Below are 12914 nucleotides of genomic sequence, written 5' to 3'. Positions count from 1 at the left end.
TCGGGGTGACTGGCGCTTAGCCGCGATCGCTGCGTCGCCACGGGAACAGGTTGGCCGGGAAGTCGGCGGCGGGCTTGCGCTCGCGCGGCTCGGGGATCACCGGCCGTGCGTTCGGATCCTTGACGATGACCTCGCGATAGAGATGCCAGGTGGCGTGACCGAGCAGGGGGATCACGACGGCGAGCCCGAGGAAGAACGGGATCGTGCCGAGCACCAGCAGCACCGCGACGATCAGGCCCCAGGCCGCCATCGGCACCGGGTTCTGTGCGACGGCGCGCATCGACGTCACCATGGCTTCGCCGGCGGTTGCCTGGCGGTCGAGCATCATGGGGAAGGCGACCACGCTGATGCACAGCGCGACGAGCGCGAACAGGAAGCCGACGCTGCAACCGACCACGATCAGCCACCAGCCTTGCGGGGTGGTCAGCACGCGCTCGGCAAAATCGGGAATGTTGGCCGCGACCTGATAGCCGAACACCGCAGTGTAGATCGCCTGCGCGGTGGCGATCCAGGTCACGAACAGTGCGAACAGCAACGTTCCGACCCCGAGCATCGCGCCGAATGACGGCGAGCGGAATACCTGCATGGCGTCCCATGCGGATGCCTCACCGCCGTCCTCGCGGCGGCGGCTCATCTCGTAGAGGCCGATCGCGGCGAACGGGCCGAGCAGGGCAAAGCCCGCGGCCAGCGGAAACAGCAGAGGCAGCACGGAATAGCCGTGCACGGTGCGAGCAAGCACGATGCCGAGCACGGGATAGATCAGGCACAGGATAATGGCGTGGCTTGGTACTGCCTTGAAGTCTTCCCAGCCGAGACGCAGCGCTTGATGCAAATCGGACAGGCCGATGGTGCGGATAACCGGCGCAGATGCGGGGCCTTGTCCGCTCTGCGTCATCGATGTGACATTGCCTTGGTATGGACTGGCCATGGTCGTTGTCTCCCTCTGGACGGGCGCATTCTGCGCCCGCCGCGCGGGCACAAACGTACCGCCTCTCGAAGCGATCACGAGCAAGCCAGACGCGAAAGACAGAGCAGAGAACTGGCCGTGTCGCGAACTGTTGAATGAGGGTACTCCCAAACCGCGCCAAAAGCACTCACGCTTAAGTGAATGTCGCATTGGCAAGGTATTGAGGGAGCGATACACTTGAACTGCGACCTCGGTCAGCCGGTGCATTGCCGCGTGGCCTTCACATCTCAACTCTCTTGGGAGCGAACGATGAGCATTTTCGGAAAAATCATGGGCGCGATCTTCGGCAGCAGCGCCAGCGCCGCGTCCGCCGGCGGAACGGCCACAAGCGCAGCTCCCGCCGGTGGATCCGGTAGCGCCTCGCCGTCTCCTGCCGCGGTACCCGCCGGTGCGGCGCCCGCGCAGTCCGTTGACGTCGCCCCCATCCTCGACAAGGCGGTTGCCGCGAAGGGCGAGAAGCTTGAGTGGCGGACCTCGATCGTCGATCTGATGAAGGCGCTCGACATCGACTCCAGCCTGTCGGCGCGCAAGGAGCTCGCCAAGGAGCTCGGTTACACCGGCGACACCAACGATTCTGCCAGCATGAACATCTGGCTGCACAAGCAGGTGATGACGAAGCTTGCGGCCAACGGCGGCAAGCTGCCCCCGGATATCAAGCACTGACGGGATCGTCATCCCGCACACGGCCAGGGCCCGCGCCAGCGCGGGCCCTTTTTTATGGACCGGCGAGCATCTATAGATCGGCTGACAAGAAGGAGAACGCCCATGAAAACTCCCACGAAAACTCCGACGACTGATCTCGATCGCCGGACGATGCTTGCGACCGGCGCCCTCGCACTGGCCGGCGCCGCCGCGCAATCTGTGCCTGCCCACGCCGAGGCCGCGCCGAAGGCGATGTTCGCGGTCCCGGCCGTGACGATCCCGATCGTCGGCGCCACCGAGGTGTTCCAGGTCCGCCGCATCTACTGCATCGGCCGCAACTACGCCGCGCATGCGATCGAGCGCGGCTCCGATCCGACGCGCGAGCCGCCGTTCTTCTTCCAGAAGCCGACGGATGCGATCCAGAATGTCGCGATCGGCACGGTCGCCGATCATCCCTATCCGTCGCTGACCAAGAACTATCACCACGAGGTCGAGCTGGTCGCCGCGCTGAAGTCCGGCGGCACCAACATCCCCGCCGACAAGGCGCTCGATCACGTCTATGGCTACGCGCTCGGCCTCGACATGACGCGGCGCGATTTGCAGAACGGCATGGCCGCGGAGAAGAAGCCGTGGGAGATCGGCAAGAGCTTTGACCATGCGGCGGTGCTCGGGCCGATCCACCCGGCTGATAAGACCGGCCATTTCACGCGGGGCGCGATCTCGCTCGCGGTCAACGGCACGGTGCGACAGAGCTCGGATCTGAAGAACATGATCTGGAGCGTCGCCGAGCAGATCGCAAAGCTCTCCGAGGCCTTCGAGCTGAAGGCCGGCGACATCATCTATTCCGGAACGCCGGAGAATGTCGGCCCGGTCGTCAAGGGCGACGTGCTGCTCTGCAAGCTCGAGGGCCTGCCCGACATGTCGATCAAGATCGTCTGACGAACGCGGTGCTAACCCGCAAGATCCGCGTATTCCGGATGCTTGTCGAGGTAGTCCACCACGAAGCTGCAGCCGCCGATGACCTTGTTGCCTTCGGCGCGGATCAGCTCCAGCGCGCCCTTGATCAGCTCCGACGCGATGCCGCGGCCGCGCAGGGCGCGCGGTGTCTCGGTATGGGTGATGATCACAGCCGAGGGCGTCTGCCGGTAATTGGCAAAGGCTGTGCCGCCCTCGGTATCGAGCTCGAAGCGCCTCTCGGCCTTGTTGTCGCTGACGGCAGCCATCGCAAAATCCCGGTTGATTCACTGGCCTTGATCTAAGCCCGTTGAACCCGCCGGTGCAAAGCCGCGACCAACCCGCAAATTGACATTTGTGGATTGACGAGATGCGCATTTTGGCCTGCCTGACCGCCGCATTGCTCGGCGCCACGTTGACGCTGCCAAATCCTCCGAAAGCGGCGGCAGCCGATGATCCTAGCTGGCAGACTTGCATCGGCGCCACGACGGACCCAGGCGATCGCGTCACCGCCTGCACGGCCGTGATCGACGGCAAGACCCAGACCGGGAGGCGGCTGGCCGGTGCCTATTGCAACCGCGGCCACGGACTGACCGAAAAACGCGAGCTCGACGCCGCGCTTGCCGACCTCAACGAGGCCATCAAGCTCGATCCCGCCTATGCCTGTGCCTACACCAACCGCGGCCGGGTTTACGCCTTGAAGCGCGATCTCGACGATGCGATCGCCGATTACGACGAGGCGATCCGCATCGATCCGGCCTTCGCGCTGGCCTACAACAATCGCGGCGATGCGTGGCTCAACAAGGGCGATCTCGACCGCGCGCTGGCCGATCTCAGCCTCGCCATCAAATACAATCCGCAGCTCGCCACCGCCTATGGCAATCGCGGCTTTGTCTATTACCGCAAGCGCGATGCGGCGCATGCGATCGCCGACTACACCACCGAGATCAAGCTCGAGCCCAACGCGCTCGCCTATATCAATCGCGGCAATGTCTATCGCGATGCCGAGCAGCTCGATCGTGCTGCCGCGGACTACGGCGAGGCGGCGAAGATTGCGCCGACCGATGCGCGCGGCTGGCGCAACCGCGGCATGATCCGGCTCTTCCAGGGCGACAACAAGGGCGGGCTCGCCGATTACGACAAGGCGCTGCAATACGATCCCGCCGACGTCTATTCCTGGAACAACCGCGGCCAGGCCAAGCTGCGGCTCGGCGACCGGAAAGGCGCGGCGGCCGATTTCCGCAAGGCGCTCGAGCTGCAGCCCGATCTGAAGTCCGCCAGGGAAGCGCTGGCCCGGCTCGGCGGAGCGCGCTGACACGCCGCCCGCAGCCGTCGATCCTGCCGCATCGCACATACGCCGATCGGGCCTTGCGGGCCGATGCAATTCGATTAGGCTTGTTCCCAGACATACGCCCCCGGATGCGGCCCAATGGTCGTCTGGTGCCGAGTGGTGAGGCCGGCCGCTGACGTATGCCCCTTGTCGCAAGGAGGTTCGTCATGTCGGACAATCGTTTCTTCGGCACACACCGCCCCTGGGAGGACTGGCTCGGCATGCTGCTCGGCGTGCTGATCATGGTCTCGCCCTGGTTTCCGATCCAGGTCAGCGACGTCGTCGATGTCGAGCGCAGCCACCTGGTGCTCAACAGCTTCGTGGTCGGCATGCTGGTGCTGGGCCTCGCTCAGCTCGAATATGTCGCGCTGCACCGCTGGGAGGAGGTGGCGAGCATCGTGCTCGGCCTCTGGTTGATCGCGTCGCCCAACATCTTCGGCTATTCGGATGATCAGGCGCTGCAGCTCTGGCACATCCTGCTCGGCGGGCTGGTCGCCCTGATCGGCGCACTGCAGCTCTGGCAGGACTGGAACCTGACCGAGCAGGACCTGGCCAAGCATCCGCAATAGCGGCCTCCGGCCAGGTACTGTCAGGCCAGGCATTGTCGGGTTGGCGACCGCCGGCGCGGTATCATCGCGCCGCGCCCGGCGGGCCTTGCCGAGGCGCGCTGCTTGGCGATAAACCGGGTGGCACCAATCCCTTGCGGCGCTTGAAGACGCCCGGTTCTGACCGAGGAAACAGCCGATGACCGTCCTGACCATGTCCTCTCTGTTGCGCGTATCGGCGGGGCGGCAATGAGCGGGACCGAGGCGGCTGCGCCGCGCGGCGGGATCGCGCGGGTGTCGCGCCGGGTGATGAACCTCGCCTACATCCTGACCCAGAACGCCCGCCGCCATGGCGATCGTCCCGGCTTCATCTGGAACGAGAAGGCCTGGTCCTGGCGCCGTATCGACCAGAACGTCTCGGCGCTGGCGGCGGCGCTTGCCGCGCGCGGCATCAGCAAGGGCGACCGCATCCTGGTGCATTCCAAGAACTGCGACGAGATGTTCTGGTCGATGTTCGCGGCGTTCCGGCTCGGCGCGGTCTGGGTGCCGACCAATTTCCGCCTGATGCCCGACGAGGTCGCCTATCTGGCGGCGGCCTCCGGCGCCAAGGCGTTTCTGTGCCAGGCCGACTTCCCCGAGCATGCCAAGGCGGCCGCCAATCCCGCGCTCGAATTCGTCTGGCGGATCGGCGAGGAGGGCACGTTCGGCGAGGCCACCGTTGGCGACGTCATCGCCAAGCATGCCGGCGCTGCGGTCGAGAATGTGCCGGTCGAGTACGACGATCCCTGCTGGTTCTTCTTCACCTCCGGCACCACCGGCCGCTCCAAGGCCGCGGTCTTGACCCACGGCCAGATGGCCTTCGTCATCACCAACCATCTCGCCGACCTGATGCCCGGCACCACCGAACAGGACGCCTCGCTGGTGGTGGCGCCGCTGTCGCATGGCGCCGGTGTGCATCAGCTGGTGCAGGCTGCGCGCGGCGTGCCGACGATCCTGCTGCCGTCGGAGAAATTCGACATCGCCGAGGCGTTCCGCCTGATCGCCAAATACCGCGTCAGCAACATGTTCACGGTGCCGACCATCCTGAAGATGATGGTCGAGCATCCCGCCGCCGATCAGCACGACCACTCCTCGCTGCGCTACATCATCTATGCCGGCGCGCCGATGTATCGCGAGGACCAGAAGGCGGCGCTGCACAAGCTCGGCGGTGTGCTGGTGCAATATTTCGGCCTCGGCGAGGTCACCGGCAACATCACCGTGCTGCCGCCCGGCCTGCACGATCCCGAGGACGGACCGCATGCCCGGATCGGAACCTGCGGCTTCGAACGCACCGGGATGCAGGTCTCGATCCAGGGCGACGACGGAAGCGAGCTGAAGGCGCACGAGACCGGCGAGATTTGCGTGATCGGCCCCGGCGTGTTCGCCGGCTACTACGACAATCCCGAGGCCAATGCGAAGGCGTTCCGCGACGGCTGGTTTCGCACCGGCGACCTCGGCCACATGGACGAGGAGGGCTTCGTCTACATCACCGGCCGCGCCTCCGACATGTACATCTCGGGCGGCTCCAACATCTATCCGCGCGAGATCGAGGAGAAGCTCTTGACCCATCCCGCGGTCGGCGAGGTCGCCGTGCTCGGTGTACCCGATCCGTTTTGGGGCGAGGTCGGTGTCGCCGTCTGCGTCGCGCGCGAGGGCACCGAGGCGGTCGCGGAGGCGGAGCTTGCGGCGTACCTCGCGCCGAAGGTGCCGCGCTACAAGATGCCAAAACGCTTCTTCTTCTGGGAGGCACTGCCAAAGTCCGGCTACGGCAAGGTGCCGAAGCGGCTGATCCGCGACGAGCTCGAGGCGCGCGGGCTGCTCGAGGTGATTGCCAAATCGACGGGAGCGTGAGGCGATGCGCAGCATCGCCCAGCCCGGCGCTGCGGTCGCCGAGCGCATCCAATGGGTCGCCGCACGCGGCCGCGCCTTTTCCTTCGTGCTGCAGGCCGGCATTCCCTTGCTCGAAGCCGTGCGCCGCGGCTTTGCGGCGGAGGGATTTTCCGGCGGCGTGCTGAGCGCGACCGGTGGCGCGCTCGGGCCGTTCGCCTATGTGATGCCGGCGCTGTCGAAGGACGGAGTCAACGCTGCGTTCTACAGCGACACGTTCCGTCCCGACGGCGTGACACGGCTCAAGCTCGCGGCGCTGACCTTCGGCGAACGCGGCGGCACACCGTTCTTCCATTGCCACGGGTTGTGGACCGAGGCCGACGGCCGCTTCAATGGCGGACACATGCTGCCGGATGAGACCATCGTCGCCGAGCCGTTCGAGGTCAGCGCGTTCGGCATCGACGGCGCGACGTTTGTGGCCGAGCCCGACAGCGAGACCAATTTCAAGCTGTTCGGTCCGGTCGCCAGCGCGCCGCGCGGGGCGAAGACCACGAGCCATGCCTTCGCGTTGCGGCTGCGCCCGAACCAGGATTTCGCCTGTGCGCTGGAAGGCTTCTGTCGCCAGCACGGCATCCTGCGCGCGCGGCTGCATGGCGGCGTCGGCTCGACCATCGGCGCGGTCTTCAGCGATGGCCACAGCGTGGTGCCGTTCGCGACCGAGCTCGCGGTGACCGCGGGCCAGATCGCACCCGACGCCAATCGTCGGGTGCGCGCCAGTCTCGACGTCGCGCTGGTCGACTATCTCGGCGGCATCGCCGAGGGACGCCTGGTGCGCGGCGACAATCCCGTGCTGATGACGATGGAGCTGGTGCTGGAAGTTCTGGAGGAGGCGGAGCGGCCGTAGGGGCGGGGCGTACTCCATCCCGCGCGTCGTCCCGGCCTTCGCCGGGACGACGGCGAGTGTGTGACGCCGCCTGTGAGACACACATCTGCATCCTCGCGACAGGTAAGGGCCGCTCACCGCCGCTTGCGGACATGGATGTTGACGTCGAGGTCGATCGCACTGACACAGGTCTGCTCGGTGCGGTGCGAGCCGCCTTCGTGCCAGCGACCCTTGCGCAAGCTGATCGCGCTGACCTGGGCAAGCCGCAGGCAGCGCCATTGCGGCAGCTTGCCCGAACTTTCGCCGGCGAACTGCCACGCCAGCACGACCTCTTCACCGCTCTTGCTGTGGCCGATGATATGCGGGCAGAGCTCGCGCGGCCGATCGTCATAGCTGCAGATCACCTGCTGCTCGGTGAGGATCGCTTTGCGGAAAAGCATGTAGCTGCGGCTTGGCATCCGCTCATTCATCGAAGACGCGGAAGACCGCTGCGGCCGTCACCAGCAGCCTGTCGCCGGCGAAGGCCTCAGCATCGACGAAGGCGAAGGTCCGCGTCACCTTTTTCACGGTCGTGCGGCCGATGATCCATGGACCAGGCGCGGCGCCGCCAACGAAGCGGGTGTCCAGCGAAACGGTCGCGCATTTGCGTTTCGTTGCCATGAACACGGCACTGCCAAGGGCGGTATCGAGAAAGCCGAGGATCGCCCCGCCATGAATGTAGCCGTAGGGATTGCCGTGCCGGTCGTCGCTCTGAAACCCCCATTCAGGCGCGGCGTCGCCGGTCTCGCGCCAGTAGTAGGGGCCATTATGGTCGATGAACCCTGGGCGGCTCGGCAGGAGCTTGAACCCTTCTGGAGGCGAGGTTGTCATTTCGGGAATCCCAACAAGGCTTGCTGATCCCGCGTCGTATGCGCGGGACGTTGAACCTAGCATTGTGCGCAGACGTGCGCGCCAGACCGATCCGAACGTTCCCGTTGTGTTCTTGACGGGTTCACCTCTATCTGGGATCGTGGTTGGCGCCGCCGCGGAGTGCCGGAAGCAGGACGAATGGCCAGAGGACGACACCGCCCGATCAACATGCCGGCGCCGTATCTGAGGCGGGTCTGGCTCAACCCCGAGCGCATTCCCGATCGCAACGCATATCCGTTCGTGCTGCCGCTGTTGCGCGACGAATTCGAACTCAGCTTCGATCGGGCGATCACCATCATCGTCGGCGAGAACGGCACCGGCAAGTCGACGCTGCTCGAGGGCATCGCCGTGATGGCCGGCTATGACGATGCCGGCGGCGGCAACGGCTATCGGCCGGTCGACCATGGTCGTGCGCTGGAGAAAATGGGCGGCTCGCTGGCGTCAGCGCTGCGCGCGAGCTGGCTGCCCAAGATCACCAACGGCTGGTTCTTCCGCGCCGAGAGCTTCTTCTCGGTGGCAAGGTATCTGGACGAGGCAGCGCAGGACGCAGGCAAGCTGCCGCCGGACTTCCTGTCGCATTCCCACGGAGAGGGTTTCCTGCGCTTCTTCGAGGAGCGCTGCCAGCGGCAGGGCATCTTTATCTTCGATGAGCCGGAATCCGCGCTGTCGCCGTCACGGCAGATCGAATTCCTCAAGCTGCTGCACCGGATGAACGGCACCGGCCACTGCCAGGTGATCATGGCCACGCATGCGCCGGTCCTGATGGCCTATCCCGACGCGACGCTGCTGCGGCTGAGCAAATACGGGCTCGAGCCGGTCAGCCTGCGCGAGACCGACCACTACCGGTTGATGCGCGAGTTCTGCGACGACCCGAAGGGGTTCGTCGAGGCGGCGATCGAGGACTGACGCTGATGCCCGGCAGGCTTGCCTCCCGGGGAAGCCGGCGGCTGCGACTTCGCTCTGGTGCAAGAAGCAGGTCGCCGACCTGGTCTAAAACCCCAATCATAAACTGCGGCATGCGCCGGGCGGCGCGTGGCCGACAGACATCGGGAGAGACCAAGGATGAGGCTGACGATCGCGAAGGCCGGCGTGGTGGTGGCGGTATTGGCTGTGTTGGGGGCCGCTTGGGCCCATGGGCCGACCCGCCAGAAGGTGCGGGAATCCATCGAGATCGATGCGCCGCAGGCCAAGGTGTGGGCCGTGATCGGCAATTTCCAGGACATGAGCTGGCTTGCCGGTGTCGCCAAGACCGAGGGCGAGAAGGGCAACGAGATCGGCGCCACGCGGCGGCTGACCCTGGCGCCCGGCATTACCATTGACGAGGAGCTCTACAAATACGAGCCCGAGATGATGAGCTATTCGTACCGGATCACGGCTGTCGACGTGAAGGTGCTGCCGGTCACCAATTACTCCTCGACGCTGTCGGTCTCGCCGGCGCCGGGCGGCAAAGCGAAGCTGGAATGGGCCGGCGCTTTCTATCGCGGCTTTCCGAACAACGATCCGCCGCCGGAGCTGAACGACGAGGCCGCGGTGAAGGCGGTGAGCGAGCTCTACAGAGGCGGGCTGGCGGCGCTGAAGAAGAAGATCGAGAGCGGAAGCTGAGCATGCGCGCAATCGCGCTGCTGGCGCTGCTCGCCGGCTTCAGCGGCGCGCGCGCCGAGGAGGCGTTCGTCACCAACCAGCTCAGCGACGATCTCACAATCGTCGATCTTTCGACCTCGAAGCCGGTTGCGACCATCCCGATCGGCGGCAAGCCCGCGGGCGTCGCCGTCAGCCATGACGGCCGCTTCGCCTATGTGACGAGCCCCGATGCCAAGGCGGTCACGGTGGTCGATGCGTCGGCGCGCAAGGTGGTCGGCCGGATCGAGGTCGGCGGCGGGCCGCTCGGCATCGCGGTGGCACCCGACGGCGCGACCGTCTATGTCGCCGACTGGTTCGCCGCCGCGGTGCGGGTGATCGATGCCGGGGAGCGGCGGGTCGTCGCCAGTCTTGCGGTCGGCGCTTCGCCGTCCGGGCTTGCCGTGACGCCGGACGGGCGGCTGCTGCTCTCGGCCGATCGCGACGACGACAGCGTGTCGATCACAGACATTTCCGCGCACGAGCGGAGAGGGATCGTGAAGGTCGGGACCCGTCCGTTCGGCGTCATCATCGATGCCCAAGGCAAGCGCGCCTACACTGCCAATGTCGGCTCCAACGACGTCTCCGTGATCGACATCGCGACCGCGCGCGAGATCGGCCGCGTCCATGTCGGCCTGCGCCCCTATGCCGTGGCGCTGGCGCAGGGCCGCGGTTTCGTCACCGACCAGTATGACGGCAAGGTCAGCGTGTTCGACCTCGCGACCTTGCAGCCGGTGAAGCGGATCACGGTCGGCGACTATCCCGAGGGCATCGAGGCGACGGCCGACGGCAAGCGCATCGTGGTTGCGAACTGGGAGAGCAACACGCTGAGTGTGATCAATGCCGCCGAGATGAAGGTGATCGGCGAGGTGAAGGTCGGCGACGGCCCAAGGGCGTTCGGGGCGTTTCTCAGGCGGACGGAGTAGCTGCGGCCGGTAGCCCGCCTGAGCGAAGCGACATGCGGGCTCCTTCATCGCACACGCGCTGCGAGTTTCAGCGCGCTGTCTTCAGATAGGCAATGACGTCGGCGCGATCATGGGCGTCGGGCAGCCCCTTGAAGAACATTTTCGCACCGTGAACGTCGCCGCGGGGATCGGCGAGGTAGGTATCCAGCGCCGCCACGTCCCAGGGCATCTTGTTGCCGCGCATGGCGTCCGAATAGTCGAAGCCCTGGACCGACGCCGGCTGGCGGCCAACGACGTGCCACAGGCTCGGGCCGACCTTGTTCACGCCGACATCGAGCGAATGGCAGTTCACACAAGTGCGCTGGAAGATGGCCTGGCCCGCGATCGGGTCACCGTCCATCGCCCGGACCGGCGCCGGAGATGTCGCGAGCAAGGCGGCGGCGAGCGCGACGCTGCCGACAGACCAGGCGGCGCCGAATTTCATTCCCATCATGAGAGTCTCCGGAAATGGATTGGATTGTAATCGGTGAGATGTGGGTCGATGCGCCGGCAGCCGGCGGCAAGGTGGCTAGTGCCGCTCGGCTTCCGCCTCCTTCTCCAGCTCCATGATATGGTCGCGCAGGACGTCGAACCGCGCTTCGGTCACATCGCTGAACAACGGGTCTTTGTGCGGGGACAGGGCGGACGCGATTTCGGCCCAGTCCTGAGCCGTCAATGCCTTGACCGCGGTCGGGAAGAAATCGCGGTCTTCCATCATGATGTGCCGCCGCTCGTGCGCCAGGAAATCGCGGATGATGGCGTCGACATTCTCGCGCGGAATTTCGGCCCCGGCGCGCACATTGGCGACGGCATGCGCGACGCGGCGCAGGCGATCGGAGCCCTTTTGATGCTCGCGCGCAAGATCGCCGATTTTCGCGGCAGCGACCGGATCGCGGACCTGGAGCTTGGCGAAAATCAGATCTTCCTGGCGGTGATGATAGAGTTCTGTGTAGACCTCGAAATAGGCGATGACGCTGCCGATCACCTCGTAGTCCGGCCGGCCGGCGTGATCGAAGATGTCCAGCTCGTGTTCAAGAACGGTAAGTAGCCGCTCGATATTGCGGTGCTCCCGGGACAGAATGTCGATGACCATGGCAGTGATCCACGCAGAAGGTTGGAGGAATCAGTAGACGAAAAGACCGTCCCGGACTTTGCGCTGGATCAAGGCGTCGCCGAATTTGCTTGACGGCTCAAGGTCGGGAATCGCCGCGAAGGCATCGGGCGGCCGCTAACGGCTTGGCTGCGGTGGGTGAAGTCGCGGCGGTGAGCAGGCGGGTTTGGCGCGCCGCGATGGATGCGATCTCTGCACATCCGGCGTGCTCTGGTGCTATAATGTCAGTTGAACCAGGGAAAATAGGGAGGATGCCATGCATCATACCTTGGTACCCAGCGACCGCGTCGAGCATGTCTGCGTGTTCGGGCGCGACGGCACGAAGCTCGGTTCGATCGAGCGGCTGATGCTCGACAAGGTGAGCGGAACGGTGGCCTACGCCGTGATCAAGACCGGTGGCGTGCTCAGCAGCCACCACCACTATCCGGTCAGGTGGACGGCCTTGAAATTCGATCCCGAGCGCCAGGCCTTCGAGGCCGAGGTGACGCTGGACGATCTGCGCACCGGCCCGTCCGAATTCGACGGCGACGAGTTCGACTGGGGCGACCGCTCACACGCATACACGCACCCGAATTATTGGGCGGTGTAAGGCGCAGGCGTGACCGGTCGCGCACAGATTGGAGCTCCGTAGTCCGCATGAGCGAAGCGATATGCGGGACGGTCGTCGACGACTACCGACGGTCCCGCATATCGCTTCGCTCATGCGGGCAACTTGCTTCCCGGTATCTTAGATCGACGATGCATCGTCGTTGTTTAGTCAAGGCAGACCCATGCCCCCATTCAAGCCCGTCGGCTGGCCTTCCGTCATACCGCGTATTGTCACGAGCGACCTCAGCGGCTTGACCGGATTCCTGAGAGACGTTTTCGGCGCGGATGGCGACGTCCGTTCCGGAGCGCCAACGGAAATGCGGATCGGAGACTCGATTATCCTGATCAGCGACGGTGGAGGCGTCCGCGAGGCCATGCCGGCCTTTCTCTATGTCTACGTTGAGAACGTGGACGAGACCTATCGGCGGGCGATTGCGGCAGGCGCTGAATCGATCGAGACGCCTGCGGATACGCCTTATGGCGACAGACGAGCGACGGTCCAGGATTCCTGGGCAAATGTCTGGCAGATCGCCACCTACCGTGGGAATTGAGATAGCG

General features: G+C 65.4%; 17 protein-coding genes. 11 read left to right on the top strand and 6 right to left on the bottom strand.

The window, feature by feature from the left end; translation table 11 throughout:
- Window positions 1–16: 16 nt before the first annotated feature.
- On the bottom strand, window positions 17–928 hold the full coding sequence (locus ACVWW1_RS10980) for a DUF2189 domain-containing protein (RefSeq protein ID WP_207839694.1): 912 nt from the start codon (window positions 926–928) through the stop codon (window positions 17–19).
- A gap of 288 nt (window positions 929–1216) precedes the next feature.
- Between ACVWW1_RS10980 and ACVWW1_RS10975 the strand changes: the two genes are divergently transcribed.
- On the top strand, window positions 1217–1630 hold the full coding sequence (locus tag ACVWW1_RS10975) for a DUF3597 domain-containing protein (protein WP_456655779.1): 414 nt from the start codon (window positions 1217–1219) through the stop codon (window positions 1628–1630).
- 102 nt (window positions 1631–1732) lie between these two features.
- Window positions 1733–2548, top strand: a complete 816-nt coding sequence (locus tag ACVWW1_RS10970; RefSeq protein WP_456655778.1) for a fumarylacetoacetate hydrolase family protein — start codon at window positions 1733–1735, stop codon at window positions 2546–2548.
- An 11-nt stretch (window positions 2549–2559) separates the two neighbouring features.
- Here the strand turns inward: ACVWW1_RS10970 and ACVWW1_RS10965 are convergent, their stop codons facing one another.
- A complete protein-coding gene (locus ACVWW1_RS10965; protein ID WP_456655777.1) occupies window positions 2560–2832 on the bottom strand; it encodes a GNAT family N-acetyltransferase in 273 nt (90 codons plus the stop codon).
- Between the two features lie 101 nt (window positions 2833–2933).
- On the opposite strand from ACVWW1_RS10965, the gene ACVWW1_RS10960 reads away from it, so the two are divergent.
- From ACVWW1_RS10960 to ACVWW1_RS10945, 4 genes are all read left to right on the top strand, one after another.
- A complete protein-coding gene (locus ACVWW1_RS10960) occupies window positions 2934–3878 on the top strand; it encodes a tetratricopeptide repeat protein (RefSeq protein ID WP_456655776.1) in 945 nt (314 codons plus the stop codon).
- Between the two features lie 182 nt (window positions 3879–4060).
- Window positions 4061–4462 carry an SPW repeat protein gene (locus tag ACVWW1_RS10955; RefSeq protein ID WP_456655775.1) on the top strand — a complete coding sequence of 134 codons (402 nt, stop codon included), beginning with the start codon at window positions 4061–4063 and terminating at the stop codon, window positions 4460–4462.
- Between the two features lie 225 nt (window positions 4463–4687).
- Window positions 4688–6328 (top strand): acyl-CoA synthetase, encoded by a 1641-nt coding sequence (locus ACVWW1_RS10950; protein WP_456655774.1) that lies wholly within the window; start codon window positions 4688–4690, stop codon window positions 6326–6328.
- Window positions 6329–6332: 4 nt separating this feature from the next.
- Window positions 6333–7208, top strand: a complete 876-nt coding sequence (locus ACVWW1_RS10945; protein ID WP_456655773.1) for a PCC domain-containing protein — start codon at window positions 6333–6335, stop codon at window positions 7206–7208.
- 113 nt (window positions 7209–7321) lie between these two features.
- Here ACVWW1_RS10945 and ACVWW1_RS10940 read toward each other — a convergent pair whose 3' ends face one another.
- Window positions 7322–7627, bottom strand: a complete 306-nt coding sequence (locus ACVWW1_RS10940; RefSeq protein WP_456655772.1) for a hypothetical protein — start codon at window positions 7625–7627, stop codon at window positions 7322–7324.
- 22 nt (window positions 7628–7649) lie between these two features.
- Window positions 7650–8057: a PaaI family thioesterase gene (locus ACVWW1_RS10935; protein WP_207839703.1), complete on the bottom strand. Its 408-nt coding sequence runs from the start codon at window positions 8055–8057 to the stop codon at window positions 7650–7652.
- A gap of 177 nt (window positions 8058–8234) precedes the next feature.
- Here ACVWW1_RS10935 and ACVWW1_RS10930 point away from each other — a divergent pair, with 177 nt between their 5' ends.
- The 3 genes from ACVWW1_RS10930 to ACVWW1_RS10920 all read left to right on the top strand — a co-directional run bounded on the left by ACVWW1_RS10930 (window position 8235) and on the right by ACVWW1_RS10920 (window position 10639).
- Entirely contained in the window at window positions 8235–9002 is a 768-nt protein-coding gene (locus ACVWW1_RS10930) for an AAA family ATPase (RefSeq protein ID WP_456655771.1), read from the top strand.
- A gap of 156 nt (window positions 9003–9158) precedes the next feature.
- Window positions 9159–9698: an SRPBCC family protein gene (locus ACVWW1_RS10925; protein WP_456655770.1), complete on the top strand. Its 540-nt coding sequence runs from the start codon at window positions 9159–9161 to the stop codon at window positions 9696–9698.
- 2 nt (window positions 9699–9700) lie between these two features.
- Entirely contained in the window at window positions 9701–10639 is a 939-nt protein-coding gene (locus ACVWW1_RS10920; protein ID WP_456655769.1) for a YVTN family beta-propeller repeat protein, read from the top strand.
- Between the two features lie 67 nt (window positions 10640–10706).
- Here the strand turns inward: ACVWW1_RS10920 and ACVWW1_RS10915 are convergent, their stop codons facing one another.
- Both ACVWW1_RS10915 and ACVWW1_RS10910 read right to left on the bottom strand, forming a co-directional pair.
- Window positions 10707–11111, bottom strand: a complete 405-nt coding sequence (locus tag ACVWW1_RS10915; protein ID WP_456655768.1) for a c-type cytochrome — start codon at window positions 11109–11111, stop codon at window positions 10707–10709.
- A 75-nt stretch (window positions 11112–11186) separates the two neighbouring features.
- Window positions 11187–11750 (bottom strand): hemerythrin domain-containing protein, encoded by a 564-nt coding sequence (locus tag ACVWW1_RS10910; protein ID WP_456655767.1) that lies wholly within the window; start codon window positions 11748–11750, stop codon window positions 11187–11189.
- 274 nt (window positions 11751–12024) lie between these two features.
- Between ACVWW1_RS10910 and ACVWW1_RS10905 the strand changes: the two genes are divergently transcribed.
- On the top strand, window positions 12025–12357 hold the full coding sequence (locus ACVWW1_RS10905; RefSeq protein ID WP_456655766.1) for a PRC-barrel domain-containing protein: 333 nt from the start codon (window positions 12025–12027) through the stop codon (window positions 12355–12357).
- Window positions 12358–12538: 181 nt separating this feature from the next.
- On the top strand, window positions 12539–12907 hold the full coding sequence (locus ACVWW1_RS10900; protein ID WP_456656652.1) for a VOC family protein: 369 nt from the start codon (window positions 12539–12541) through the stop codon (window positions 12905–12907).
- Window positions 12908–12914: the final 7 nt, after the last annotated feature.

Source organism: Bradyrhizobium sp. JR3.5, from assembly GCF_054057015.1.
This window is presented reverse-complemented; position numbering and strand designations above follow the sequence as displayed.